Here is a 24963-nt window from a genome sequence, read left to right on the forward strand (position 1 = left end):
CGGTTCTACGCCTCGGTCCCGAGCAACTTGAAGAACCCGGTCTGGCTGGCGGAGCAGGCCGAAGAGCTCGCGGCCGAGAAGGGTCTGCAGATCACGGTCTGGGACGAGAACGAGCTCGAGAAGGACGGCTTCGGAGGCATCGTCGCGGTCGGTCAGGGCTCGGTGACTCCGCCGAGGCTGATCCGGCTCGACTACAGCCCCCGCAAGACCGGACGGCTGAACTCGTCGAGGAAGACGCCGACGGTGGTGCTGGTCGGCAAGGGCATCACCTTCGACACCGGTGGGCTCAACATCAAGCCCAGCGACGGCATGCTCAACATGAAGCGGGACATGACCGGCGGCGCGGTGGTGCTTGCCGTGATGGCGGCGCTGGCCGAGGTCGGCTGCCCGGTCAAGGTCGTCGGACTCATCGCCGCCGCCGAGAACTCCATCTCCGGTTCGGCGATGCGCCCCGGTGACGTGGTCACCCACTACGGCGGCCGCACCTCCGAGGTCACCAACACCGACGCGGAGGGCCGGCTCGTGCTGGCCGACGCGATGGCGTACGCCGTGGACAAGCTCAAGCCGGCGGCCCTGGTCGACATCGCCACTCTGACCGGTGCGATGCGGGTGGCGCTCGGGCAGACGATGGCCGGCTACTTCGCCGACGACGACGCGCTGGCCACGCGGCTGGCCGAGGCGTCCGAGATCTCCGGCGAGACGCTGTGGCGGATGCCGTTGGTCGCCGACTACGAGGACAAGCTCTCCTCGAAGGTCGCCGACGCCGACAACGCCCCCGGTGGGCCCGGCGCCATCACCGCCGCGCTCTTCCTGCACCACTTCACCGGTGGCGTCCCGTGGGCCCACGTCGACGTCGCCTGCGGTGACGCGTACGCCGACGTCCACGAGCTCACTCCCGGCCCCACCGGTTTCGGTGCCCGGGTCCTCCTCACCTGGCTCGCCGGTGAGGATCCGCTGGCGCGCGTAGGCTCCTGACGCCCGCGAACCTGTCGTGACCCTGGGGAGGGTGATCCGAACGGCGTTCGGACAACTCTCCCCAGGGGTTCGGCTACGGGTTTTGTACGGGCAGGCTACGGGAGCCCCAGCACACTCGGTCCTGCGATCGTGGGTCGACCTCGGACCGTAGGTCACCTAGTCGAAAGGACTCTTCATGAGAGCCAGACTCCTGGTGCTCGTCGCCGCCTTGCTGCTTCCGCTCGGACTGCTCACGATGGCGTCGCAACCGGCGCAGGCTGCGAGCGGGATCCGTGTGAATCTCGCCGAGATCAAGCAGTCGAACGCGGCGCTGACCAGCAAATACTCGTACTTGAGCTCACACCGCACGTGGAAGGCGTGGAAGCCTCGTATCGCGCCCGTCAGCAACGAGATGTCCGCTATCCAGCAGGCCATCGGCTCCGGGCAGGCCGCCCAGACGGTCGAGAGGGCTCGCTCCGCCTTTGTCAGCTACGCCCGTGCACATCGCTACGCCAAGGCGCTCAGCGCGCTTCGGAATCTGATCAAGGCCGTCAACCGGATGATCGACAGCCACGACCGAGCCAACTGGTGCGCCACTCACTTGTGCTGACCTGAGGCCCCGTCCGGAAGCAGGCTCAGGCCTCGAGCTTCCGCGCGAGCAGGAGGCCGTCGCCCACCGGGAGCAGCAGCGGGATCAGATCGTCGTTGTCGGCGACCCGCTGGTTGAGCTCGCGGATGGTGGCGGTCTCCTCGTCGCGCACGGACGGGTCCGCCACGCGGTCGTGCCACAGCGCGTTGTCGAAGGCGACGACGCCGCCGGGACGGAGCAGACGCAGTGCTTCCTCGAGGTAGGCGGAGTATTCGGTCTTGTCGCCGTCCACGAAGACCAGGTCGTAGTGGTTGTCCGTGAGGCGGGGGAGCACGTCGAGGGCGGCGCCGGCGATGCACCGAGCCTGCCGCTGGCCGAAGCCGGCCTCGGTGAAGCTCTGCCGGGCCAGTCGCTGGTGCTCGGTCTCGATGTCGACGGTGGTCAGGACCCCTTCGGGACGCATGCCGCGCAGCAGCCACAGTCCGGAGACACCGGTGCCGGTGCCGACCTCGACGACGTTCTTCGCGTCGAGGACGGAGGCGAGGAAGCGCAGCGCCGCTCCGCCACCGGGCCCGATCGGCGCGACTCCGACCTCCTCGGCCCGGGATCGGGCGGCTGCGAGGAGGTCGTCCTCCGCGACGAACTCGTCGGCGTAGGTCCAACTTGCGGTCGAAACAGGGCTGGTCACACCGCAAAACCTAACCTGTTTCGCGCAACGGTGCGGGAACGCCTGATCCAACTTGTGCGTTGGAAGAGCACGGGAAGAGGAAAAATAGGAGCCTCACAGGCAACTCTCAGCCCTTCCGGTCCCAGGCGATCTAACGTAGGAGATGTCAGCGATCAGCGAGACAGACGACAGGAGCACCATGACCGCGGAGCCCACGCAGACCCCGACCGTAGAGCCGGGTGTTCCGACGTGGGACGAGATCGTGGAGAAGCACTCCGACCGGGTCTACCGGCTCGCTTACCGTCTCACCGGCAACCGCCACGACGCGGAGGACCTCACCCAAGAGGTCTTCGTGCGCGTCTTCCGCTCTCTCGACACCTACAGCCCCGGCACCTTCGAGGGCTGGCTGCACCGGATCACCACCAACCTCTTCCTCGACCAGGCCCGTCGTAAGCAGCGGATCCGCTTCGATGCCCTCTCCGACGAGCGCGCCTCGCGCTTGACGAGCAGCGGCCCGACGCCGGACGTGGCCTACACCGACCAGCGCTTCGACGACGACATCGAGCGCGCGCTGGCCACGCTGCCACCCGACTTCCGGGCCGCGGTCGTGCTCTGTGACGTGGAGGGGCTCTCCTACGAGGAGATCTCCGAGATCCTCGGTGCCAAGCTCGGCACCGTCCGCTCGCGAATCCACCGCGGCCGGGCGATGCTCCGTGACGCCCTCGCCCACCGCGCCCCGCGCGGCGGACGACTGCGTCACTCCGGGCCCAAGGTGTTGTGGGGCGGGGCTTCATGAGTCTGCTCGGCAACCACCTCGGCGCGCGCACCAGCGCCCTTCTCGACGGGCAGCTCCCCGTAGTGGAGGAGGAGCGCGCCTGGGCGCACGTGCACGAGTGCTGCGCCTGCCGCCGCGCCGTGGAGCGAGAGGGCTGGCTCAAGCGACGCCTGGCCGGCCTCAGCGTCGACCCCGGAGTCACCGCGCCTGCTGACCTGAAGGGCTCGCTCCGTGGCGGCGCCCTGGCTGCCTCGGTGTGGCCGGCCGACGACCTCGACGAGGCCTACTCCGACCCCCGGTCGATGCGGCGTACGTTGGTGATGGTCGCCGCCGGTGGCGGTGCCGTCAGCGCCGCCGTGTTCGGCATGTTCACCTTCGCCGCCGCGCCGGCCGACGCGCCGGTCCCCAGGAATCTCCCGATCACCGCGGTCACCCAGGTCCCGGGCACCCCGGGCGCTCCCGTCGTCGCCCACGTACGCCGCTGAACGTCGGCGCGGCGACCCGACACGAGACCCGGGCTGCCGATTGTTGGTGCGGGTGGGAAGAATGGGTGTCGTGACGCAGGAACCACAAGACGACCAGTCGCGGCCGATCTCCCGTTGGGCACCACCGTCCGACGTGCCCCCGGCCGGGCAGCCGTCCCCTGAAGACCTTGTCGACGACGAGCGGGACACGGCCGAGGTGCCGTTGCCGGGCATGCCCGCACCCGCAGCCGCGCCGGTTCCGGCAGCCGACACCGCTCCGCTGCCGCCCTTGGTGCCGCCACCGCCGGGCGGATCCCTGCCCGGGTTCGATGTCCCTCCTGCGCCACCGCCCTCACCCCGGACCGACTCCTCGCCGCGACGCCGCGTCCCTGGCCCGATCTGGGCGCTCGCGGCCGCGGTCGCGTTCCTGCTCGGCGTGCTGGGGGGCTATGCGGGCGGCGTGCTCGAGGACCAGGACGACATGTCCAGCCTGGCCGGCGGTGGTCTCGACCCGGGCTCGATCGAGACCGACGCGCCCCTGGAGGCTGACGACGCCAGCATCGTGAAGGTGGCCGCGACGCTGCTGCCCTCGACGGTCCAGATCTTCGCCGAGTACCAGGGCGTCGAGGACGCCGCGACCGGCTCCGGGTTCGTCTTCGACCGGAACGGCCACGTGGTGACCAACAACCACGTCGTGGCGGACGCGGCCAAGGCCAAGGGCAGCATCGAGGTGGTCGACCACAAGGGTCGCCGCTACAAGGCCGACGTGATCGGCCGCAGCGCCGTCTACGACCTCGCGGTCCTCGACGTTCCCGAGGTCAAGGAGCTCGAACCGGCCTCGCTCGGCAGCACGTCCCGGCTGAGGATCGGCGAGGGCGTCGTCGCCATCGGGTCGCCGCTGGGCCTCAGCTCCACGGTGACCTCGGGCATCGTCAGTGCGCTCCAGCGCCCGGTGAGCACCGGGCAGACCGAGGACGACACCTCCTACATCAACGCCGTCCAGACCGACGCGGCGATCAACCCCGGCAACTCGGGCGGTCCGCTGGTCAACCTCGTCGGCCAGGTCATCGGGGTCAACTCGGCCATCGCGACGGCCGGTGGGGGAGAAGGCGGAGAGGGCGGCAGCATCGGCGTCGGCTTCGCGATCCCGATCGACCAGGTCAAGGTGACCGCGGCGCAGATCCTGAAGACCGGCAAGGCGACCTACCCGATCGTGGGAGCCTCCGTCGACGTGCAGGCTGCCGACCACAACGGAGCGCTGATCTCGGTGGTCGACGCCGGCTCGCCGGCTGCCGCCGGTGGACTCAAGGACGGCGACCGGGTGACCAAGGTGGGAGACGTCACCGTCACCGACGGGATCGGCATGATCGTCGCCATCCGTGCTCACCAGCCGGGGGAGACGATCGAGTTCACGGTGATGCGCAACGGCGCCCGCCACGAGCTCAAGATCAAGCTGGAGGCGCAGACCGAGAACCTCGCCTGACCAGCCAGAAAAGACGCGAAGAGCTGCTCGGCACGATGCCTGGCAGCTCTTCGCGTTGTTGTGGGGAAGGTTTAGTTGTGGGGGTTGAGGTTGCTTTGACTCAAGAAGCGTCCGGCGTGGCGGCGGGCGCAGCAGGCTCGGCCTCGACGAACGGGTGGTCGGCCACGAAGGCCTTGGTCTGCGAGTACATGTCATCGATGAACTTCTCGAGGACGCTGGACTCAACGCGCCACTGGCCGCGCCCGCCGATCTTGATGGCGGGGAGCTCACCACGGCGGACAAGGGCATAGACCTGTGCGCTCGAGGTGTTGAGCACCTCGGCGACGTCGGCAAGAGTCAGGAAGCGGGGGGTACCAGACATAAGGATCAGTCTCCCAGACTCTGCAAGCGGCCGTAAACCATCGCGCCAACCTGTTAGTCCGCATTAGGTACTGTTGCGCTGCTTTGTGGATGCGTGGTGGGTGAACCGTGAAGCAGAGACGCGCTATGCAGCGAAGAGCAGATACAACCCACCGACAGTGAAGCCGACCATCGTGAGCAGAAGCGGGATCTGCCCGGTCACCAGGTGCTGCGGCGGAAGCACCTGGAGCGCGCGGATGTGGGCCGACCAGACTCCCAGCACGTGTCCGGTGATCACCGCGGCCACCTTGATGACGGCCAGCAGCGTGGCGTGGAAGGCGAAGAAGTAGGACACCGGCATGTCCGCGGTTCCGAACCAGTCGCTTCCGTTTCCGAACGGATCCGAGGCGTTGCGCAGCGTTGCCAGCCCGCTCTCCCAGAAGTAGCTGAGGTAGTGGGCCACGACGTAGCCGACGATGATCGGCACCAGCGACGGCGCCAGCTCGGCGGGCAGGGCCCGGCGCGGCACGTCGCCGACGCCGGTCAGCATCGTCCCGGCGCAGTAGAACCCGGCCACGAGCAGCGGGAACGCGATCAGTGCGACGTTGCTGATCAGATAGGCAGTGCTGCCCGACATCTCCGGGTTCTGCACGAACTGGAGCCACGCCGGCGACTCCCGGTAGGAGTCGTAGACGATGGTGCCGAAGAGGACCGAGACGACCGCGACCAGGCCCGGCGTCGGCCGCAGGGTGTCCAGGTTGCCGAGCGGGGTCCGCAGGACCAGGTTGCCGGCCTGTGTACGTCCCCACACCGACAGCTTCGCGGTCAGCGAGGAGTAGACCTCGAACGGGTCGCAGCGCTCCAGGAACTTCTCGCCGAAGAGCACGCCGCCGAGAATCATCACGGCCAGGTAGACGGCCAGCCAGAGGCGTACGGGGCCGAGGTAGTTGTTCTCCGGGTAGACCAGCTCGAGCCAGGCGAAGGCGAGGATGGTGAACGCGGCCGGCCAGAGGCCGAGGCGCTCGGGCAGGCGGAGCGGCGGATCGCCGGCACCGCGCAGCCACGTCAGTCCGGCCACGATCGTGCGGGCCGGGCTGATCGCCCTCCAGACCCGTCCGAAGAGGAGGGAGAACGGGACGAGGCCGACCCACAGCCAGACGTACGTCATCCCGAAGATGGGGTTGTTGGCGTTGTCGGAGCCGGCGAAGGCGACAAGCACGAAGTAGGCGAAGATCAGCAGCCCGACGACGCGCCACAGTGCGGTCCAGGCGGGGGAGTCGACGACACGCCCGAGACGCGGCAACGGCCAGCCGCGTGGGTTGCGTACGCCCACCACCTGGCCCTCGGCGGCGCGCTTGGTGGTCAGCACCAGCAGCCCGAAGGAGACGAGGAGGGCGAGGACCGCGCCCGCGATGACGTACTCGAGGGGTAGCGGCAGGTCCTGTCGACCACCCACGCCGTGCGTGAGGATCCCCGAGGAAAGGTTCACTGCACCTCGAGGGTGACGATGGTCTTGCCGAGAGTGTGCGACTCCACCTCGTACTGACCGGGGATCTCGAACGCGCCCAGGCTGATCCGGGTGGTGCCCACGCCGTAGGCGGCGGACTGCTCCGGATCGGAGTGCACGTGGATCTCGCCGGCGGCGTCGGCGGTCACGTCGAGCTCGACTGCGTGGCCGACGGGTACGTCGACCTGGGTCCCGTGCGGGTCGACCGAGTCACCGGAGAAGTTGATCTCGACGACCACCGGGTCGCTGTCGTTGCTGGGCTCGGTGGCGACGTTGTTTCCGCAGGCTGTCGCTATGGACGCGATCCCGCAGATTGCTGCCACGACCGCGATGATCCGGGCCGTGAGGCGCATTACTCCCCCGTTTCGTGGGCTAAGTTCGAGCTGGCTTCTGCCACAATCGCACATGAACCAAAGAGGGGGCTGAGAGGGCATGAGCGAGCGCCAGCGAGCGACCATAGGCCTCAGGCCGCCGCGTCCGTACGATGGCGCTTGCGCTACGGAGGCGGCGGTATGAGCGAGCGTCAGCGAGCGACCATGGGCCGCGGCATGAGCGAGCGGTTGGGTGCACGTGAGGTGGCGTTCCTGGACAGGGAGACGCTAGCGGTGCCGCACCAGGTGGCGAGCATCGAGCTGATCGAACCGAAGGCCGAGGGCTTCGACTACGGAGCCTTCCTCGAGCACGTCGAGGACCGGCTCGCCTTCGTGCCCCGCTACCGCCAACGGGTCCGGGTCGTGCCCGGCCGGATCGCCTACCCCGTCTGGGCCGACGACGACCGGTTCGACCTCACCTACCACGTACGCCGCTCCGCGCTGCCCCGCCCGGGCTCGATGGATCAGCTCCTCGACCTCGCCGGACGGATCGTCTCCCGGCCCCTGGACCGTTCCCGGCCGCTGTGGGAGCTGTACGTCATCGAGGGGCTGGCAGGCGACCGGGTCGCGCTCGTCACCAAGACCCACCAGGCGCTGGTGGACGGAGCCGAGACCGTCGACCTGGTCCAGCTGCTGCTCGACGACAAGCCCGAGGTCGGGCCGGTTGTGCCGGACCTGTGGACGCCACCGGAGGCGCAGTCGAGCGCGCGCCTGGTCGCGGGCGCGGTCTTCGACGCGGTCACCTCGGTCAGCGGCCTGACCGGCACGGCGCGCAGCCTGGGCGGCTTCGCCCTGGGCCGGGTCACCGGTGTGGCCAAGGACGTCCAGAACGCGGGTGTCGGCATCGCCCGAGCGCTCACCCGCCGGGCTCCGGAGCGGCCGACGCCGCTCAACGGGACGCTGTCCCAGCAGCGGCTCGTGGTCACGCTCGAGGCCGACCTGGCCGACTTCCGTCGCATCCGGGACACCCACGGCGGGACCGTCAACGATGTCATCCTGGCTGCCGTCACCGGCGGTCTGCGCGCCTGGCTGATGACCCGGCAGCAGTCCCTGGCCGGCGTACGGCAGGTGCCGGCGCTGGTGCCGGTCTCGGTGATCGACGAGGAGCTCGACCCGACCCAGCTCGGCTCCGCGGTGGCGCCCCACTTCGTGGTGCTCCCGGTCGCGGAGCCGTCGCCTGTCGTCCGGCTCCATCAGGTGTCCTACTCCTTCGAGCAGCACAACGCCAACGCCCGCACGGTCAGTGCGCAGCGGCTGGCCGGGATCAGCGGCTTCGCCCCGGCGACCTTCCACGTGGTCGGCTCGCGGGTGGCCGCCGAGAGCGAGCACGACTACCTGCTCTCGGTCTGCAACGTGCCCGGCCCGCAGGAGCCGCGCTATGCGGCCGGCTCCCGGCTGGTGGCCTCCTACCCGATCCACCCGCTGGCCGAGGGGCACACGCTCGCGATCGGGGTGACCTCCTACGACGGCCAGGTCTTCTTCGCGATCACCGCCGACCGCGACCTGGTGCCGGATGCGTCGCTGGTCGGGCAGTGCATCAGCGAGGCCCTCGACGAGCTGCGCGACACCGTCTCGGGGCGCCGGTTCCGGGCACCCCGGGGCCTGCGCGTGGTCAAGAACTCCGGCGAGTGAGGCACAGTGAGACAATCCCACCGTGACCCGCATCTACGTACCCGCCACGCTCGAGCTCCTCGCTGACTGGTACGCCAAGGGCGAGCTGCCCGGCACCGCCGACGGCTACGCGTCCCCCGACGACAGCGAAGAGGCCGAGTACGCCGCGCTGATGAGCGCCGCTGACGACTCGGCGGCACTCCTGGCCGGCCCCGGGCGCCGGGTCGTGGTCGTCGTCGACGCCCCGGCGGCCGTGGCCCATCACCTCGAGAGCCAGGTGGTTCCGCTCAAGCTCGTCGCCGCGGTCCACGCCGACCTGGCTGATCGCCCGGCCGACGCGGACCCCGACGAGGACCTGGGCTGGTTCGCGACCCAGGAGATCCCCGACCTGATCGGCTAGCTCACTGCTCCTCGTTCCACCACGTCTCGGTGTCGACGCCCTGGTAGGGCGGGACCTTGACGGTGCGGGCGCCGGCCTTGCCGCCGATGATGACGGTGCGGTGGCTGACGTTGTTCGACCGGGTCCGCTCGTAGAGGTTGCCGTCGGGGTTGACGGTGACCTTGATCCGGTAGGTGCCGTTCTTGACCTTGCGCAGGTCGAAGGCCTGGGTCTGGGACTGGTCGTAGGTGTCGCCCCAGCCTGTCGGCATGCTCTCCCGCAGCCAGAGCGCGGACTTGGCGCCACAGGCCGACTCCAGGCCGGTCTGGCCCGGTCGCAGCGTCGCCCCGGGCACGGTCAGGTCGACCGGGTCGGTGGGCGCCAGGCACCAGGACTGCTTGCCGCTGGTCGAGACGACCTTGTCCTTGGCGTCGACCAGCTCGTACTTGGCGAAGTCGAGGAAGTGCCAGTGGTTGTGCTCGGGAGCCTCGTGGAACTCCATGGTGCCGGTCTTCTTGACCCCGACCTGCTCACCGTCGCGGTAGAACATCTGGTAGGCGTCCATCACCGGTGCGGTGCCACGCCGGAAGCCCTCGACGACCATCGGTGCAGGGCCGGCGTTCCACTCGTTGGCGGCGAAGTTGAGGCGGTCGGTGCCGCCCTCGTCGACCTCGGTCGAGATCTGCCACGCGGGCAGCGAGATGAGGTCGGGCAGGGTGTCCCGCTTGGGCTTGCCCGGCTTGATCTCGCCGCGGGCGCCGCCCAGCGGGAGCCGGCCGCGGCCGTTCTCGCCGCCTTCGAGGGTCTCTCGCGGCACGACCGTGCGAGCCCCCTGGTCGTCGTGGGCTCCGTGGGTCGCCATGGCGCCCACGCCTTCCTCGCCTTCCCCCTCGCAGTTGCCGTCGGGGCACTGGTCGACGATGACCAGGTTCTGCTTGGCGGTGCGGTTGGACTTCGAGAGCCCGAGGAAGTCGGCGACCGGCTTGTCGATGCTCATCGTCATGACGAGCTCGGTCTCGCCCTTGGTCTCGAAGCCGAGGTCGGAGACGGTCGGGACCGCCATGCCGCGCTCGATCCCGTACAGGATCCCCTTGGTGAACCAGTTGCCGCCACAGAACTCGGGGTAGACCGGGCCGGTGGCGCCGTCGGTCTGCACCCGCTGCCGGTCGTAGCCGCCGGGGCAGAGCGGGCGCTTCTCGTCGAGGATCACCTTGCCGGCCTTGTTCTTGAGCGTGACCCGGAGGCCGTTCTTGAAGCCCTTCATGCTGTCGACGATCGCGGCCGGCGCGGTCGTCGTGGTGCGTTTCTTGCCCCGGATGACGGTCTTGGTCAGCTTGACCGGCTTGTCGTAGGACGACTGGGTCGCGCGAAACTCGAACGCCGCGTCATAGGCGGCCAGCCAGACCGACGGCTGGACGAACGCCTCCCCGCCCCAGGCCTCGACCTCGACGGTGTCCGAGGCGGCCACGAGCTTCAGTGTTCCCTTGCCGGTGCTGCCGCTCGCGGGACCGGAGTTCGCCGTCACCGTCGTCGTGACGACGAGCGCGGCTGCCACCAGCCCGATGCCGGCCGAGACCAGCTGCCGAGTGCGCGTACGAGGTTTGACCATCGAGATGCCCCCTAGTGAGTGGCCCGAATCCCTCCTGATCCGAGGCCGAGTACCGGCAATTTATTGCCAGCCACATATGGTGACGGTTAACTTTTCGATCCGGTTGCATCGGATCGAGGAGAATTTATCGCGAGAGGTACGCCGCGCCGACCGCCTGCTCGAGGTCGAAGGCCTTGAGCATCAGCTCCTCGACGTACTCCTCGAGCTTGGCGCCGACCAGCGGCACGGGCACCTTGATGTTCAGTCGCACGCTCTCGGTGGTGCGTCCGTCGGACTCGGACAGCGAGATGTTGCCGCGCAGGGTGGCCAGGCCGCCGGGGACGGTGATGTCGACGACGGCGACGGTGTCGGAGGACCAGACCTCGCTCTGACGGACGGTGACATCGCCGGAGACGATGCGCTTCGCGAAGGAGGGTACGCCGACGGTCGACTGCACCCGGTCGATCCGGACCTCCCGCGGGGCACCGCCGATGGTCACCCGGCGACGGAGTGCTCCCTGCGCGTCGGCGACCCGCTCGCGGAAGCCCGGATCGGCGAGCATCGCGGACACCTCGCCCATGCGGGCGTCGTAGACGAGCTCGTACTGAAGGGTCGTCGTCATTGCCGAATCCTTTGGGCTCTTCTGCGGGTTGGGACGGGGGATCAGGAGGCTCGGGCGAGGAGCCAGCGGGTGCCTACCTCATGCTCCCTCTCGAGCGCCCTCTTGAAGATCGAGAGGATGAGATCCTCCAGCTTTCCGCTGACCAGGGGCACATTCACGGTAGCGGTCAGGGTGACCGTCTCGATCGTCTTCGTGCCGTTCTCGGCCAGCCGCGCGATGCCGGAGAGCGAGCCCGGCTTGCCCGGCAGGGTGAGCTTGAGGTCGCCGGAGGTGAAGTCGGCCGACCAGATCTCGTCCTGGTGCACCTCGATGGTGTCGCCGACGAACTTCTTCGCGAACCCGGGCACCCCGCTGACCGCCTGGGCGTAGCGGATACTCACGGTCGACCCGGTGATCGCCACGCTCTTGGACAGCGCGTGCTGGGCGTCGCAGACCTGCTCGCGGAACGCCGCGTCGGCGAGCATCCCGGAGACGGCTGCGATCGGCGCGTCGTAGGCCAGGTCGATCGACAGCTTTTTACTCATAAACACACATCATGACGCCTACCCGGTCCGGAGTCACCAGTGAAGCCGCCGAGAGAACCGACACATTCCTTCGGTATGCTTGCGGTGGCGCAGCGAACGGGTGGGCCTTGGGCCTATGACTCACATCGGCGATTCCTTCGGATCGGGACATCTATTCGAAACGATCCCGGGATACCGTGACAGGTGTGTCAACGGAGACGCATATCAAACCTGTCCAAGCTCCGCAGAACGTCCAGCAGTTCCGCCTGCCGAGCACCACCTACTTCCGCCACGTAGCCCCCGAGGAGCTCACCGGCCGCAGCGAGACTGATCTCGCCGGCGCGGTGGGATCGCATCTGGCGCTGGCAGCGAACCGCCCGCAGGGCACCGCCGCCGTGCGCATCCTCACCCCGACCACCGCCGCAGACGGTTGGTCCGCCGGAGGCCGCAGCGTCGTCGAGATCGTCGTCGACGACATGCCCTACCTCGTGGACTCGGTCAAGACCGAGCTCTACCGTCGTGGCCTCGACGTACATCTCGTCGTCCACCCCGTCATCGACGTCGCCCGTGACGTGACCGGTGCGCTCGAGGGGGTGAACGAAGGCGACATCCGCGAGTCCTGGATGCACATCGAGATCGACCGCCTCGCCCCCGACGCCGCCAAGGAGATCGTCGCGGGCCTCGAGGGAGTCCTCGAGGACGTACGCGAGGTCGTCGAGGACGAGCCGAGACTGCACCGCCGCCTGGCGGAGATCGCGGCCGGCCTGCGCTACACCCCGCCCAACAGCGTGCCGCGCGAGGAGGCGGCCGAGGCCGCCGAGCTGCTGGCCTGGCTGGCCGAGGACCACTTCCTGCTGACGGGCTATCGCGAGTACCGCCTCGACGGCGATTACCTGCGCGGTCGCTCCGGCACCGGCCTGGGCATCCTGCGCGCCGACCCGCCGCAGGCCGCCGACCACGGCAAGATGCCGGCCAAGGTCGCCGCCCATGCGCGCGACAAGGTCATGCTCGTCCTGGCCAAGGCCAACTCCCGCTCGACGGTCGGGGAGCCCGCCTACCTCGACCACGTCGGCATCAAGATCTTCAACGGCGCCGGTGAGGTGATCGGTGAGCACCGTTTCCTCGGCCTCTTCACCACGAAGGCGGCCCGCCAGTCGGTGACCCGGATCCCGGTCGTACGCGGCAAGGTCGCCGCGGTCCTCGACCACACCGGCTACGACGCCCGCAGCCACACGGGCAAGGCGATGCTCGACGCGATGGAGTCCTACCCGCGCGAGGAGCTCTTCCACGCCTCCGCCGAGGAGCTGATGGACCTCGCCGAGGCGGCGCTGGGAGCCATCGAGCGTCGCATCCTGAGGGTGGCCGTCCGGCCGGACACGTACGGCCGCTATGTCTCGGTGCTCGTCTCGCTGCCGCGTGACCGCTACAACACGACGGTCCGTGAGCGGTTCTCGAAGGTGCTTCTCGACGCCCTCGGCGGCACCGACCTGGAGTTCACCGTACGCATCAGCGAGTCGACCACCGCCCGGGTGCACTTCGTGGTCCACGGCACCACCGAGTCGCTGGGGAAGGCCCTGGACACCCCGGGGCTCGTCGACAGCCTCGAGTCGCGGCTGCGCAAGGCTGCGCGGAGCTGGCGCGACGACCTGGTCAGCGCGGTCATCGCCCATGCCGGCGAGGATGGCGCGGCCCGGCTCGCGCACGTGCTCGACGCCTTCCCGGAGGCCTACAAGGAGGACTTCGACGCCGACACCGGCGCCGCCGACCTGACCCTGCTCGAGATGCTCTCGCACCAGGGCGAGGCGGTCGACTTCTCCTTCTACAAGGACCCGGAGAGCGCCGGCGGGTTCCGGATCAAGATCTACCGCACCGGTGGACCGGTCTCGCTGTCCCTGATGCTCCCGATCCTGTCCTCGTTCGGCTTCGAGGTCACCGACGAGCGGCCCTACGACATCGAGGGTGTCGGCACGTCGGGTTCGGAGGAGTGGTTCATCTACGACTTCGGCCTCGCCTACGCCGGCACCCCGGTCGGCGCGCCGACCCAGCTCGTCGCCGCCCTGCACCAGGCGTGGTCCGGTCGCAGCGAGATCGACGGGCTGAACGCACTCGTCCTGTCCGGTCTCGACCACCGTCAGGTCTCCATGCTGCGTGCCTACGGCCGCTACCTGCGCCAGGCCGGCACCCCGAACTCGTTCTTCTCGATCGGCAACGCGCTCTGCACCAACCCGGGCATCGCCCGGCAGATCGTGGAGCTGTTCGAGACCCGGTTCGACCCCTCGCTCACGGTGCGTGACGAGACGAAGCGGGCCGAGGCGATCATCGAGGCGCTCGACGACGTGGCCAGCCTGGACCAGGACCGGATCCTGCGCAGCTACGTCACCACGATCCTGGCGACGACGCGGACGAACTACTACCGCCGAAGCGGAGCCCGAGGCAATGAGGGCCGCCGAAGCGGAGCCCGAGGCAATGAGGCCGGCGGGCGCAGCTATCTCTCGTTCAAGTTCGACCCGCAGCAGCTGCCCGACCTGCCGCTGCCGCGGCCGGCGTACGAGATCTTCGTCTACTCGCCCGACGTCGAGGGCGTGCACCTGCGCTTCGACGCGGTGGCCCGTGGTGGGCTGCGGTGGAGCGACCGGCGCGACGACTTCCGCACCGAGGTGCTCGGGCTGGCGAAGGCGCAGCAGGTCAAGAACACCGTGATCGTGCCGGGTGGCGCGAAGGGTGGCTTCGTCCCCAAGGGCGTGGCCGGTCCGGACGCCTACGTCACGTTCCTGCGTGGTCTCCTCGACGTCACCGACAACCGGGTCGACGGTGAGATCGTGCCGCCGGCCGACGTGGTCCGTCACGACGCCGACGACTCCTACCTGGTCGTCGCCGCCGACAAGGGCACCGCGACGTTCTCCGACCTGGCCAACTCGGTCGCGGCGGAGTACGATTTCTGGCTCGGCGACGCGTTCGCCTCCGGCGGCTCGGCCGGCTATGACCACAAGGCCATGGGCATCACCTCGCGTGGCGCCTGGGTCTCGGTGCAGCACCACTTCAAGCGACTCGGCATCGACCCGCAGACCGACCAGATCACCGCGGTCGGCGTCGGGGACATGTCCGGTGACGTCTTCGGCAACGGCATGCTGCGCTCGGACAAGATCCGGCTCGTGGCCGCCTTCGACCACCGGCACGTCTTCATCGACCCCACGCCCGACGCGACGGTGGGATTCCAGGAACGGAAGCGGCTCTTCGAGATGCCCCGGTCGACCTGGGAGTCCTACGACGCCTCACTGATCTCGGCGGGCGGCGGCGTGTGGTCGCGGCAGCTGAAGTGGGTGCCGATCAGCCCCGAGGTGCGGCAGGCGCTCGGTCTGGCGACCGACGTCAAGCGGCTCACCCCGCAGGAGCTGATCAGCGCGATCCTGCGAGCCCCGGTCGACCTGCTGTGGAACGGCGGGATCGGGACGTACGTCAAGGCGTCGGGTGAGACCGACGCCGACGCCGGTGACCACGCCAACGACGGGGTCCGGGTGGACGCCGCCGAGCTGCGGGTGCGGGTCGTCGGTGAGGGCGGCAACCTGGGGATCACCCAGGCCGGCCGCGTCGAGTTCGCCCGCAAGGGTGGGCTGATCAACACCGACGCGATCGACAACTCAGCCGGTGTCGACACCTCCGACCACGAGGTCAACCTCAAGATCCTGCTGGAACGAGAGGTACGTGCGGGCTCGCTGACGCTGGCCGCGCGTGACGAGCTCCTCGAGGAGATGACCGACGAGGTCGCCGCGCTGGTGCTGGCCGACAACGAGGCCCACAACGTGACCCTGACCCGCGCGGTGGCCTCGGCCCCGCAGCTCCTGGAGGCTCAGGAGCGTCAGATCGCGGAGTGGGTCACGGCCGGACTGCTCGACCGCGACGTGGAGGGCCTGCCCTCCGCGACCGAGGTCGCGCGTCGCCTGGAGGCGGGGGAGGGGCTCACCGCCCCCGAGCTCGCCGTCGTGCTCGCGTGGACCAAGATCGAGCGCCGGCGCGAGCTGGTCGCCGAGGGGGTTCCCGACCCGGCCGCGGATCCCGAGATGACGAAGCGCCTGGTGGCGTACTTCCCGACCGCGATCCGCGAGCGGTTCCCCGAGGCCATCGTGGATCACCCGCTTCGGTGGGAGATCTGGGCGACCTCGGTGGTCAACGAGGAGGTCAACCTCGCATTCGGGACGCTCGACGCGCTGTCACGGTGAGCACTGTGCCGGCGAGCAGGAGCGAGATGCCGAGCGCGGCGAACACCCACGACGGGCCGCCGGTCTCGGGCAGCGAGCTCTGAGGTGAGGTCTCCGTCGGCGGTCCCGGGTTCGGGGCCGCCGACGGATTCTCGTCTCCGCCCGAGGTCGGCACGTCGGTGGGATCGGGCGTCGGTGTCGGCGTCGGATCCGGCGTCGGGGTGGGCGTGGGAGTCGGCGTCGGGGTCGGCGTGGGGCTCGGCGAGGCGACCTCGTCGACCCGGAAGTCCTGTCCGCCCCGGATCTCGCCGGCCGAGGTGATCGTGACCGTACGCGACGTCTCGCCCACCACCTGCGTCCCCTCGGGCGCGGTGATGGTGATCGTGTAGTCGCCCGGGGGAAGCTCCTCGACGAAGTAGTCGCCGGCCTCGTCGGTGGTGGCGGTGATCGGGCCCTCGGGGCCGTCGATGGTGACGGTGACTCCCGCGACCGGGTTCCCGGTGGAGGCGTCGGAGACCCGTCCGGCGATCGTCCCGGGTCGGGTGAGGTCGAAGTCGACCCCGGTCACGTCGCTCGCGGCCACGGTGACCGGTCGGCTGGTGGCGCCCGTGTAGCCCTCGGGCGCGTCGATCTCGGCGGTGTAGTCGCCGGGCGGCACCCCGTCGAGCGCATAGTTGCCCTCGCCGTCGGTGACGGTCGTGATCGGGTCGCCGCCGTCGGCGGGGACCAGGCGCACCTGGATGCCGCCGAGGCCGCCGCCACCGCCGGTCACGGTGCCCGAGACGCCGGCCAGTTGGTCCACCACGAAGTCCTGGTCGGTGACCGCTGCGTCGATGACGGTGATGCCGGAACGGGTGGTGCCGTCGGGGCCGGGGGTGTAGCCGTCGGGCACGGTGAGGGTCAGCGAGTAGCCCGTGCCGACCGCGTTGTCGTCGAAGAGGTAGCTGCCGTCCGTCGAGGTGGTCGTGGTCGCGGTGCTTCCATCGGGCTTGGTGAGGGTCACGGTCGCGCCTGGAACCGGAGCACCGGCGTCGTCGCGTACGGTTCCGCTGATCGCGTGCGGGATCACCTGCCGCACCTCGAAGTCGGCCCGTGAGGCGGGGTCGTCGTCGTTGCCGCGGTTGCTGACGCTCGCCTCGGTCTGCCCGACCGTCGCACACCCCTCGGGCCGAGTGAGCCGGACGGTGTAGCCGTCCTGGGTCGCGAGCTCGCCGAAGGTGTAGGTGCCGTCGGCGGACGGGCTCGTGGTCGCCAGCGTCTCCCCGTAGGGCGAGATCAGGGTGAGCACCGACTCCTCGACCGGGCATGACCCGGAGGTCGACACGTCGGTGACCGTGCCGCCGATCGGCCGCGCCCTGCTCACGAACCACGTCTGGTAGACCGGGAACCCGGCACGACGGGTGAAGACGAAGGACAGGCTGGTGAGCCTGATGTCGGGCTCGTACCAGCCGGTAGCGCCGTTGGTGTCGGTGGCGGTCGGGTTGCCGGTCAGGGTCGAGGTGGCCGGGTTCCAGGTCGGCAGGTCGGCGCCGCCGGCGTAGTTGAACGAACCCTGGAACCACGAGGAGATCTCCGCGGCCGTGACCGGGTCGCCGTTCTCGTCGGTCGCCTGGACCTGGACCTGGTCGGAGTCGATGTCACCGAGCACGAACGCCCAGCCGGTGTCGGGTGTGGGGTGCTCGAAGGCGTACGTCGTGGTCGAGGCGCCGCTCGGGGTGTCGGCCTTCGGCCGCAGGTTGATGTAGGCCGACCCGCGGCTCGAGCCGTACTTCGCCCCCGGCGGCGTGCCGGCGTCGAGGAAGGTGGTCGCGCCGCTGGGAAGGGCGACGTTGGCCCGGGAGTCACTGGCCATCTGAGCCGCGGGGAAGCCCGTCGACCGCTGCGTCATCGTCGTGGAGTAGTCGTTGGACGTCCCGGAGACGGGAGCCCATTCGGCCCACGAGTCGGTCATCGCGTGAGCCGGCGCCGGCGACAGCACCGTGACGAACACTCCGGCCAGAAGTGCCAACGCCAGACAGGCCCGCTTGAACATGGGAGGGGTTCCTTTGCTTCCGAGCAGCAAACGTTGCGTTGATGGATCTTCAGAAGGTTATCCCTGCAGAACCTCGTTTTTACGCTCTGAAGCGCGTGTGTGATCGAGGTTGTCGTCGTTCGACGGCTGAGCCTGCCAGTCCGCGGGACGCGGGATCGATCGGACCGACCGGGCGAGAGTCGGGATCAGGGCTGCCGCGGCGGTCATCGCCGTCACCACCAGGACGGCCGTGGCACCGTCGGTGACGGCGAGCAGCGCCCCGGCGAGCGCGGGTGCCAGCGGGATCGAGAGCATCGCGACGAACTGCGCGGCCGACTGGACCCGCCCGATCAGCTCCTGCGGCGTGGTCGCCATCCGGTAGGCGGCGATCCCGGCGTTGCCCGCCGGGTTGAGGAAGAGCCCCACCGACGCGGCCAGGGCCATGACCGCGGGGTGCGTCCAGAAGGCCAGAGGGATCGAGAGCGGCACGAAGCTCCAGGCGACGAGGATCGTCAGCCGGCCGGTCGGCAGCCGCTCGATCAGCCAGGGCGCGGCGAGGGCCCCGAGGATGCCGCAGGCACCGATGGCGGCCTCGGCCAGACCGATCTGCCACGCCGGGAACCCGGCCTCGACCAGCCGCAGCAGGGCGAGGAAGAAGAGGGCGTTGATCGCCAGGTTGGCGGCAGGGCTGAAGAAGAGCAGCGTACGCAGGAACGGCTGCCGCCAGCTGTAGCCCAAGCCCGCGAGCAGGTCGGCCAGCGGCTTGTGCGGGGCGTCCTGCTCGTCGACCGAAGGCGCCGAGAGGTCGGCGCGGACCCGGGCGAGCAGCAGCCAGCCGGCGGCGTACGCGATGGCGTTCCCGGCGAACGGCGCCCATCGGGAGAGCCCGAGCAGCGCGCCGCCGAGCGGCCCGCCGAGCAGGCCCGCGATGTGCTGGCGGGCCTGCTGCTGGGAGAGCGCCGTGGGGAGGTCCTCGGGTCTGACCACCGATCTGATCGCCGAGTTCTCGGCGGGGACGAAGAGCCCGTTGAGCACTCCGGTGAGCAGGGCGACGAGGAGCAGGTGGGGGAGGGTGAGCGACCCGAGCAGGCCGGCGACCGCGAGCGAGGCGTACAGCATCGCGCCCGACCCGTGGGCGAGCCGCATGATCCGCAGCCGGTCGCGCCGGTCGGCGATCACCCCGGCGGGCAGCAGCATGCCGACCATGCCGATGAGGTGGGCGGCCTCCGCCGTGGCTGCCCAGAACGCCGACCCGGTCATCGCGTAGGCGACCAGGGGCATCGCGAAGAGGCTCACTCGGGTCCCGAGCTCGGCGACGGTGGCGCCGATCCAGAGAGCGGTGAAGTCGTGGTTGCGGGCGAGCTCGCGGTAGGAGGGCATACCCGCACCGTAGAGTGCGCAACATATATTGCGCAATAGTTCTTGCGCACTATGTGTTGCGGGATTCGCTAGGGTGGGGTCATGGCCACGTACGACGATCCGCGAATCCTGCGAGCGATCGCCCATCCGACGCGCAACCGCGTGCTGCACGAGCTGTCCGCAGCAGGTTCCCTCCGCGCTGCAGACATCGCGAAGCGCACCGGCATCCCCGCCAACCAGGCCAGCTTCCACCTGCGACAGCTGGCGAAGTACGGCCTCGTCGAGGTCGCCCCCGATGCCGGCCGCGACAAGCGCGACCGGGTCTGGAGGCTGGTCGACGAGGACATCACGTTGAGCCCCCGGGAGATGGTCGAGCAGCCCGGGGGCGAGGCCGCGTACACGGTGTTCCGGCGCAGCTCCGTCGCCTGGGGCCACCACCTGGTCGACCAGGCCTTCCAGATCGCCCGCGATGAGGACCCGGCCAAGCGGATCGTCTCCGAGTCGTCCCTGCGGCTGACCAAGGACGACGCCGAGCGGCTCCAGCGAGAGCTGAACCAGGTCGTCGCCCGCTATCGAGAGGTCGGCAGAGAGTCCTCCGACGACGACCTCGAGCTCTACTCGGTCTACCAGCTCATCCAGCCGATGCCGGACCTGGCCGGCGAGCACGAGGTCTGATGTGGGCTATGTCTCACGCGCCCCAGGCTGTCGACTTCCTACTCGCGAGTCACCGGCGCGTTGGTTTACCGTCCAATTGCGCCCAGCCCAGGACGCCAGTAGGGAGATACGCGAACGATGAGCACGACCCAGATCGCCGAGAAGCGCGAGGTGCGCGAAGCCAACCGAGTCGAGGGGCACAACGCCAGGTCATGGCTGCTGGTCTCCGCGATGCGTACCGAGATCTTCGACGACGCCCAGCTGAGCCGAGCAGACCAGATCATCCTCGACATGGAGGACGCGATCGACACCTCGCTCAAGTCGCAGGCGCGCGAGAACGTGACCAGCTGGCTCAAGGGCGGCGGCCGGGCGTGGGTACGCATCAACGACTGGACCACCGAGGACTGGAGCGAGGACCTCGCGGCGCTGGCCGGGATCGAGACGCTCGCCGGGGTGATGCTCGCGAAGACCGAGTCGCCCGACCAGGTGACCGACACCTTCCAGCGGCTCGGCGGGTCGACCCCGGTGATCCCGCTGCTCGAGTCGGCGCTCGGGATCGAGGACGCCGCGACGATCGCGCGCGCCCGTGGTGCCTACCGGCTCGCCTTCGGCTCCGGTGACTACCGCCGCGACACGGGTGCGGAGAACGACCCGCTCGCCATGGCCTACCCGCGGACCAAGCTCGTCCTCGCCTCGCGGATCGGCAACCTGTCGGGCCCGATCGACGGCCCGACCGTGGGCAGCAGCCACCCGCTCCTGCGTGAGCAGTCGGCCGACGGCGTCGCGATGGGCATGACCGGCAAGCTCTGCCTCGACCTCGAGCAGCCCGCGGTGATCAACGAGTCGTTCAGCCCGTCCCCGTCCGACGTGACCTGGGCCCACGAGTTCCTGCACAAGTTCGAGGAGGGCGGCCGAGTCATCCGCGACGGCAGCGACAAGCCGCGCCTGGCTCGTGCCGAGACGATCAAGCGCCGTGCCGAGCTGTTCAAGATCAAGCCGGACACCTACGGCGACCCGGTCTCGGGGCCGAGCGTCTACTGACGACGCCGACCCGGCGCTGTGATTGGACGCACGCGCCGGGTCCCCACGTACTCGGCTAGCGTTGACGCCGTGGATCTGCAGCAGCGCATCAATAACCGGGCCGGTGAGATTCTTCTGTTCGCCGTCACCCCGCCGAGGGTGACGACGGCACCCGAGAGGGTGCAGCAGATCGCCGAGATCACGCTCGAGCGGATCCGGCCCCTCGACGTCGACGGGCTGATCCTCTACGACATCGACGACGAGTCCGACCGCAACCCCGAGGAACGGCCGTTCCCGTTCGTACGCACCCTCGACCCCGCGGACTTCCTCGAGCGCAACCTCGCCGGTCTCGACGTGCCGGCGGTCGTCTACCGGGCCACCGGCAAGTACGACGAGCCGACGCTGCGCGACTGGGTCAAGACCCAGGACCCGGCCAAGGCGCTGTCGGTCTTCGTCGGCGCCTCCTCGGGGGAGAAGCGCGTCGCCACCAGCCTGCGCCGCGCCCAGGAGATCCGGAACCAGATCAACCCCGACCTGCTCCTCGGCGCTGTCGCGATCCCCGAGCGCCACACGGCCAAGGGCGACGAGCACCTTCGGCTGATCGCCAAGCAGGAGGCCGGCTGCTCCTACTTCGTCACCCAGGTCGTCTACGACGTCAACGCCGCCAAGAACCTCGTCTCCGACTACCGCTACGAGTGCGATTCCCGCGGCCTGGCGCCGGTGCCGATCGTGTTCACCTTCTCCGTCTGCGGCTCGATGAAGACCCTCGAGTTCCTCCGCTGGCTCGGCGTCGACGTACCGCGCTGGATCGAGAACGAGCTGCGTCACGCCACCGACACCCTCGACGCCTCGCTCGAGCAGGCCGAGGCGACGGCGATCGAGCTGATGTCCTTCTGCCGTCAGCTCGGGGTGCCGTTCGGCATCAACATCGAGTCGGTCTCGATCCGCAAGGTCGAGATCGAGGCGTCCGTACGTCTCGCCGAGCGGCTCCGGGGGAAGCTCGCGCGCTGAGGGCGGGCGGGATGCTGACCGAGGTACCTCGGTCGGCAGTCGCTCCCCTCGTGGAGTTCCACGAAGTAGGTGCGCGCTCACCGAGTTACCTCGGTGAGCATCCACCGCTACAGCCCCGTACGCATCGCCCACAGCTCCGGGAACAGGATGATGTCGAGCTGCTTGCGCAGGTAGGAGACACCGCTGGTCCCGCCGGTGCCGATCTTGAACCCGATGATCCGCTCGACGGTGGTCACGTGCCGGAACCGCCAGACCCGGAAGGCGGTCTCCAGGTCGGTGAGCTCCTCGCCGAGCTCGTAGAGGTCCCAGTGCTTCTCCGGGTCGCGGTAGACCTCGCCCCAGGCGGCCTCGACGGCGTCGGAGGCGGCGTACTCCTGCTTCCATTCCCGGTCGAGATGATCGGCAGGGATGTCGAAGCCGCGCCGGGCCAGCAGCCGCAGCGACTCGTCGTAGAGCGAGGGCCGACCGTACGCCGCCAGCACGTCCTGCTCGTGCGGCCGTCCCTCGTGCACGCGGAGCGTGTAGGCGGCCTTGTTGCCGAGCGCGAACTCGATGCAGCGGTACTGCCACGACTGGAAGCCCGAGCCGGTGGCCAGGTAGGGGCGGAACTTGTCGTACTCGGTGGGGGTCAGCGTCGAGAGGACGTCCCAGGCGTGCACGAGCTGCTCCATGATCCTCGAGACCCGGGCCAGCCCCTTGAACGCCGGGCGAACCGCGTCCTCGGCGAGGAGTCGCTGCGCCTCGGTGAGCTCGTGCAGCGCGAGCTTCATCCACAGCTCCATCGCCTGGTGCTGCACGATGAAGAGCATCTCGTTGTGATCACCCGAGAGCGGGTGCTGCGCGCCGAGCACCTCCGGCAGGTGGAGGTAGTCGGAGTAGTCCATCGGAAGGTCCTGCGTGCTGCTCATGTGACTGCTCCTCGGGTCCAGAAGCGCTCGTCGCGCCATTCGTCGTTGTCCATCACCGAGACCAGGTGGTCGACGGCATCCCAGACGTCGACGTAGCGCGTGTAGAGCGGGGTGACGCCGAAACGGAGGATGTCGGGGGAACCGGCGCGGAAGTCGCCGACGACCCCGCGCTCGATGAGCGCCTGCACGATCGCGTACGCCCCCTCGTCGGTGCTCAGCGACAGCTGGCTTCCCCGCTGGGCGTCGTCCAGAGGGGACTCGATCGTGAACCCGGGCAGCAGGGAGGCGACGAGGTCGGCGAAGAGCCGGGTCAGCGCCAGCGACTTCTCCCTCAGCTCTTCGATTCCGCCGTACGCCTCGGCCGCGAGCAGCGTGTCGACACCGCACTCCAGGGCGGAGATGCCGATGACGGCCGGGGTGCCGGACAGGTAACGGGATACGCCCTCCGCGGGCCGGTAGCCCGGGGACATCTCGAACGGTGCGGCGTGACCCATCCAGCCGGACAGCGGCTGTTCGAAGCGGTCGACGTGACGCGGGTTGACCCACAGGAAAGCCGGCGAGCCCGGACCGCCGTTGAGGAACTTGTAGCCGCAGCCGATCGCGAAGTCGGCGTCGTTCTCGACGAGGTCGATCGGCACCGCGCCGGCCGAGTGGCACAGGTCCCAGACGGCCAGCACACCGTGCTCGTGGGCGAGCGCGGTCACCGAGGCCATCGAGTGCAGGTAGCCGGTGCGGTAGTTGACCTCGGTCAGCATCAGCACCGCGGTCCGGTCGAGCAGCCCCTCGATCTCGTCGGGGGAGTCGACCAGCACCAGCTCGTAGCCACGCTCGCGGCACAGCGAGGAGGCGATGTAGAGGTCGGTCGGGAAGTTGCTGCGCTCGCTGACCACGACCCTTCGCTCGGGGGAGTCCTGCGCGGCGATCGCCAGCGCCGAGGCGAGCACCTTGTAGACATTGAGGGAGGTCGAGTCGGCGACCACGACCTCGCCGTCACCCGCACCGATGAGCCGGGCGATCTTGTCGCCGACCCGCTGGGGCAGGGTGATCCAGGAGGCGGTGTTCCAGGACTCGATCAGCCCCTGCCCCCACTCCTGCGTGACCACCTCGGCCACCCGTCGGGCGGTGGCGCGGGGGAGCGCACCGAGCGAGTTGCCGTCGAGGTAGATCGTCTTCTCGGGCAGGTCGAAGAGGTCGCGCAGCGGAGCCAGGGGGTCGGCTCGGTCGAGGGCGACGGCGTCGTCGCGGTTCATGCGGGTGTCTCCTTGATCGGCCGGAGCACGGCCCGCACGGGCGCGGCGTCGGCGGTGGTGAGCTTGAGGGGGAGGGCGATCAGTTCGTAGTCGCCCGCGGGCACCTCGTCGAGCAGCAGGTTCTCCAGGATGCGTACGTCATGACGATGGGTCGCGAAATGGGCCGGAAGATCCTTGGAGGAGGACGGGTCCAGGCTGGCCGCGTCGGTGCCGACCAGCCGCACCCCGTGGGCGGCCAGGAGGTCGATCAGCGCGGGGTCGAGCGCGCAGAAGTCGTCGTCCCAGGTCGTCGGCTGGGTGGCGTACGTCCGGAACAGCACGCGCGGCGGCAGGTCGGTGACGTCGATGTCGTCGACGGTGACCAGCGGGCGCACGCCGGTGACGTCGACCACCCGGCACGGGCCGAGGAACGGCTCGAGCGCCATCTCGCCCGCCGGGATCCCGCCGTCGGTGAAGTGCAGCGGCGCGTCCGCATGTGCTCCGACGTGGGCCGACACCGAGATCTCGGCGACGTTGACCGGGCAGCCGGGACCGATCCGGAAGGTCCAGCCGACCTCGGTCGCATGGTCACCGGGAAACACCGGCGACGTTGCCTGGATCGGCGGAGAGATGTCCCACAGTTGCGCCATGCTCCGCAGCCTAGATGACCACCCATCCCGCCGAGTCGGCGCATCGTGACCAATTATCCCGCCGAGTCGGCGC

The 24963-nt window shown here is 69.4% G+C and carries 23 protein-coding genes; 11 read left to right on the forward strand and 12 right to left on the reverse strand.

The window, feature by feature from the left end; translation table 11 throughout:
• Nucleotides 1-975 (forward strand): leucyl aminopeptidase family protein (locus ACFU7D_RS16570; RefSeq protein ID WP_378868899.1); only part of this gene is annotated, 975 nt, incomplete at its 5' end.
• Between the two features lie 175 nt (nt 976-1150).
• Nucleotides 1151-1564, forward strand: coding sequence for a hypothetical protein (locus ACFU7D_RS16575; protein WP_378868901.1), 414 nt, complete (start codon nt 1151-1153; stop codon nt 1562-1564).
• 25 nt (nt 1565-1589) lie between these two features.
• Here the strand turns inward: ACFU7D_RS16575 and ACFU7D_RS16580 are convergent, their stop codons facing one another.
• Complete coding sequence (locus ACFU7D_RS16580; RefSeq protein ID WP_378728682.1) at nt 1590-2231, reverse strand: O-methyltransferase; 642 nt, start codon at nt 2229-2231, stop codon at nt 1590-1592.
• A gap of 178 nt (nt 2232-2409) precedes the next feature.
• On the opposite strand from ACFU7D_RS16580, the gene sigE reads away from it, so the two are divergent.
• From sigE to ACFU7D_RS16595, 3 genes are all read left to right on the forward strand, one after another.
• On the forward strand, nt 2410-3006 hold the full coding sequence (gene sigE / locus ACFU7D_RS16585; RefSeq protein ID WP_218131415.1) for an RNA polymerase sigma factor SigE: 597 nt from the start codon (nt 2410-2412) through the stop codon (nt 3004-3006).
• Nucleotides 3003-3470, forward strand: a complete 468-nt coding sequence (locus ACFU7D_RS16590) for a hypothetical protein (protein WP_378728681.1) — start codon at nt 3003-3005, stop codon at nt 3468-3470. The genes sigE and ACFU7D_RS16590 overlap by 4 nt, the downstream gene beginning before the upstream one ends.
• 70 nt (nt 3471-3540) lie before the next feature.
• A complete protein-coding gene (locus ACFU7D_RS16595; RefSeq protein ID WP_378868904.1) occupies nt 3541-4932 on the forward strand; it encodes a S1C family serine protease in 1392 nt (463 codons plus the stop codon).
• A 100-nt stretch (nt 4933-5032) separates the two neighbouring features.
• Here ACFU7D_RS16595 and ACFU7D_RS16600 read toward each other — a convergent pair whose 3' ends face one another.
• From ACFU7D_RS16600 to ACFU7D_RS16610, 3 genes are all read right to left on the reverse strand, one after another.
• The gene (locus tag ACFU7D_RS16600) at nt 5033-5293 is read right to left on the reverse strand and encodes a helix-turn-helix domain-containing protein (RefSeq protein WP_355018617.1); all 261 of its coding nucleotides are present in this window, start codon (nt 5291-5293) and stop codon (nt 5033-5035) included.
• Nucleotides 5294-5416: 123 nt separating this feature from the next.
• The gene (locus ACFU7D_RS16605; RefSeq protein WP_378868906.1) at nt 5417-6760 is read right to left on the reverse strand and encodes a hypothetical protein; all 1344 of its coding nucleotides are present in this window, start codon (nt 6758-6760) and stop codon (nt 5417-5419) included.
• Entirely contained in the window at nt 6757-7131 is a 375-nt protein-coding gene (locus tag ACFU7D_RS16610; protein WP_378728678.1) for a hypothetical protein, read from the reverse strand. Before ACFU7D_RS16610 ends, ACFU7D_RS16605 begins: the two co-directional genes overlap by 4 nt.
• 159 nt (nt 7132-7290) lie before the next feature.
• On the opposite strand from ACFU7D_RS16610, the gene ACFU7D_RS16615 reads away from it, so the two are divergent.
• Both ACFU7D_RS16615 and ACFU7D_RS16620 read left to right on the forward strand, forming a co-directional pair.
• The gene (locus tag ACFU7D_RS16615; protein WP_378868908.1) at nt 7291-8781 is read left to right on the forward strand and encodes a wax ester/triacylglycerol synthase family O-acyltransferase; all 1491 of its coding nucleotides are present in this window, start codon (nt 7291-7293) and stop codon (nt 8779-8781) included.
• A 22-nt stretch (nt 8782-8803) separates the two neighbouring features.
• Nucleotides 8804-9160 carry a DUF6912 family protein gene (locus ACFU7D_RS16620; protein ID WP_378728676.1) on the forward strand — a complete coding sequence of 119 codons (357 nt, stop codon included), beginning with the start codon at nt 8804-8806 and terminating at the stop codon, nt 9158-9160.
• Between the two features lies 1 nt (nt 9161).
• On the opposite strand, the gene ACFU7D_RS16625 is transcribed toward ACFU7D_RS16620, so the two are convergent.
• The 3 genes from ACFU7D_RS16625 to ACFU7D_RS16635 form a co-directional block, all read right to left on the reverse strand.
• Entirely contained in the window at nt 9162-10748 is a 1587-nt protein-coding gene (locus tag ACFU7D_RS16625; RefSeq protein ID WP_378868911.1) for a lysyl oxidase family protein, read from the reverse strand.
• 124 nt (nt 10749-10872) lie between these two features.
• Nucleotides 10873-11349, reverse strand: coding sequence for a DUF2505 domain-containing protein (locus ACFU7D_RS16630; protein ID WP_091049078.1), 477 nt, complete (start codon nt 11347-11349; stop codon nt 10873-10875).
• A gap of 41 nt (nt 11350-11390) precedes the next feature.
• On the reverse strand, nt 11391-11873 hold the full coding sequence (locus ACFU7D_RS16635; RefSeq protein ID WP_378728674.1) for a DUF2505 domain-containing protein: 483 nt from the start codon (nt 11871-11873) through the stop codon (nt 11391-11393).
• A gap of 185 nt (nt 11874-12058) precedes the next feature.
• On the opposite strand from ACFU7D_RS16635, the gene ACFU7D_RS16640 reads away from it, so the two are divergent.
• The gene (locus ACFU7D_RS16640; RefSeq protein ID WP_378868913.1) at nt 12059-16069 is read left to right on the forward strand and encodes an NAD-glutamate dehydrogenase; all 4011 of its coding nucleotides are present in this window, start codon (nt 12059-12061) and stop codon (nt 16067-16069) included.
• On the opposite strand, the gene ACFU7D_RS16645 is transcribed toward ACFU7D_RS16640, so the two are convergent.
• Nucleotides 16029-18080, reverse strand: a complete 2052-nt coding sequence (locus tag ACFU7D_RS16645; protein ID WP_378868916.1) for a collagen binding domain-containing protein — start codon at nt 18078-18080, stop codon at nt 16029-16031. The two genes, ACFU7D_RS16640 and ACFU7D_RS16645, sit on opposite strands and share 41 nt — an antisense overlap.
• A gap of 57 nt (nt 18081-18137) precedes the next feature.
• On the reverse strand, nt 18138-19439 hold the full coding sequence (locus tag ACFU7D_RS16650; RefSeq protein ID WP_378868919.1) for an MFS transporter: 1302 nt from the start codon (nt 19437-19439) through the stop codon (nt 18138-18140).
• A gap of 81 nt (nt 19440-19520) precedes the next feature.
• Here ACFU7D_RS16650 and ACFU7D_RS16655 point away from each other — a divergent pair, with 81 nt between their 5' ends.
• The 3 genes from ACFU7D_RS16655 to ACFU7D_RS16665 all read left to right on the forward strand — a co-directional run bounded on the left by ACFU7D_RS16655 (nt 19521) and on the right by ACFU7D_RS16665 (nt 22103).
• Entirely contained in the window at nt 19521-20093 is a 573-nt protein-coding gene (locus ACFU7D_RS16655) for an ArsR/SmtB family transcription factor (protein WP_378868921.1), read from the forward strand.
• Nucleotides 20094-20210: 117 nt separating this feature from the next.
• Nucleotides 20211-21113 carry an HpcH/HpaI aldolase/citrate lyase family protein gene (locus ACFU7D_RS16660; RefSeq protein ID WP_378728669.1) on the forward strand — a complete coding sequence of 301 codons (903 nt, stop codon included), beginning with the start codon at nt 20211-20213 and terminating at the stop codon, nt 21111-21113.
• 69 nt (nt 21114-21182) lie between these two features.
• On the forward strand, nt 21183-22103 hold the full coding sequence (locus ACFU7D_RS16665) for a methylenetetrahydrofolate reductase (protein ID WP_378868923.1): 921 nt from the start codon (nt 21183-21185) through the stop codon (nt 22101-22103).
• A 107-nt stretch (nt 22104-22210) separates the two neighbouring features.
• On the opposite strand, the gene kynA is transcribed toward ACFU7D_RS16665, so the two are convergent.
• The 3 genes from kynA to kynB are packed head-to-tail and all read right to left on the reverse strand — an operon-like array spanning nt 22211 to nt 24890.
• Nucleotides 22211-23011: a tryptophan 2,3-dioxygenase gene (kynA, locus tag ACFU7D_RS16670; RefSeq protein ID WP_378868926.1), complete on the reverse strand. Its 801-nt coding sequence runs from the start codon at nt 23009-23011 to the stop codon at nt 22211-22213.
• Entirely contained in the window at nt 23008-24261 is a 1254-nt protein-coding gene (gene kynU, locus ACFU7D_RS16675; protein ID WP_378868929.1) for a kynureninase, read from the reverse strand. Before kynU ends, kynA begins: the two co-directional genes overlap by 4 nt.
• Nucleotides 24258-24890, reverse strand: coding sequence for an arylformamidase (kynB, locus tag ACFU7D_RS16680; protein WP_378868934.1), 633 nt, complete (start codon nt 24888-24890; stop codon nt 24258-24260). The genes kynU and kynB overlap by 4 nt, the downstream gene beginning before the upstream one ends.
• Nucleotides 24891-24963 lie beyond the last annotated feature (73 nt).

The sequence above is a fragment of the Nocardioides sp. NPDC057577 genome (assembly GCF_042801335.1).
In the GTDB taxonomy this organism is placed as follows: Bacteria; Actinomycetota; Actinomycetes; order Propionibacteriales; family Nocardioidaceae; genus Nocardioides.

Coding starts and splice junctions, on each gene's coding strand:
- ACFU7D_RS16625 (WP_378868911.1), bottom strand. CDS start 10,748: ATGGTCAAACCTCGTACGCGCACTCGGCAGCTGGTCTCGGCCGGCATC.
- sigE (WP_218131415.1), top strand. CDS start 2,410: ATGACCGCGGAGCCCACGCAGACCCCGACCGTAGAGCCGGGTGTTCCG.
- kynB (WP_378868934.1), bottom strand. CDS start 24,890: ATGGCGCAACTGTGGGACATCTCTCCGCCGATCCAGGCAACGTCGCCG.
- ACFU7D_RS16590 (WP_378728681.1), top strand. CDS start 3,003: ATGAGTCTGCTCGGCAACCACCTCGGCGCGCGCACCAGCGCCCTTCTC.
- ACFU7D_RS16645 (WP_378868916.1), bottom strand. CDS start 18,080: ATGTTCAAGCGGGCCTGTCTGGCGTTGGCACTTCTGGCCGGAGTGTTC.
- kynA (WP_378868926.1), bottom strand. CDS start 23,011: ATGAGCAGCACGCAGGACCTTCCGATGGACTACTCCGACTACCTCCAC.
- ACFU7D_RS16660 (WP_378728669.1), top strand. CDS start 20,211: ATGAGCACGACCCAGATCGCCGAGAAGCGCGAGGTGCGCGAAGCCAAC.
- ACFU7D_RS16655 (WP_378868921.1), top strand. CDS start 19,521: ATGGCCACGTACGACGATCCGCGAATCCTGCGAGCGATCGCCCATCCG.
- ACFU7D_RS16630 (WP_091049078.1), bottom strand. CDS start 11,349: ATGACGACGACCCTTCAGTACGAGCTCGTCTACGACGCCCGCATGGGC.
- ACFU7D_RS16575 (WP_378868901.1), top strand. CDS start 1,151: ATGAGAGCCAGACTCCTGGTGCTCGTCGCCGCCTTGCTGCTTCCGCTC.
- ACFU7D_RS16650 (WP_378868919.1), bottom strand. CDS start 19,439: ATGCCCTCCTACCGCGAGCTCGCCCGCAACCACGACTTCACCGCTCTC.
- ACFU7D_RS16635 (WP_378728674.1), bottom strand. CDS start 11,873: ATGAGTAAAAAGCTGTCGATCGACCTGGCCTACGACGCGCCGATCGCA.
- ACFU7D_RS16615 (WP_378868908.1), top strand. CDS start 7,291: ATGAGCGAGCGTCAGCGAGCGACCATGGGCCGCGGCATGAGCGAGCGG.
- ACFU7D_RS16610 (WP_378728678.1), bottom strand. CDS start 7,131: ATGCGCCTCACGGCCCGGATCATCGCGGTCGTGGCAGCAATCTGCGGG.
- kynU (WP_378868929.1), bottom strand. CDS start 24,261: ATGAACCGCGACGACGCCGTCGCCCTCGACCGAGCCGACCCCCTGGCT.
- ACFU7D_RS16600 (WP_355018617.1), bottom strand. CDS start 5,293: ATGTCTGGTACCCCCCGCTTCCTGACTCTTGCCGACGTCGCCGAGGTG.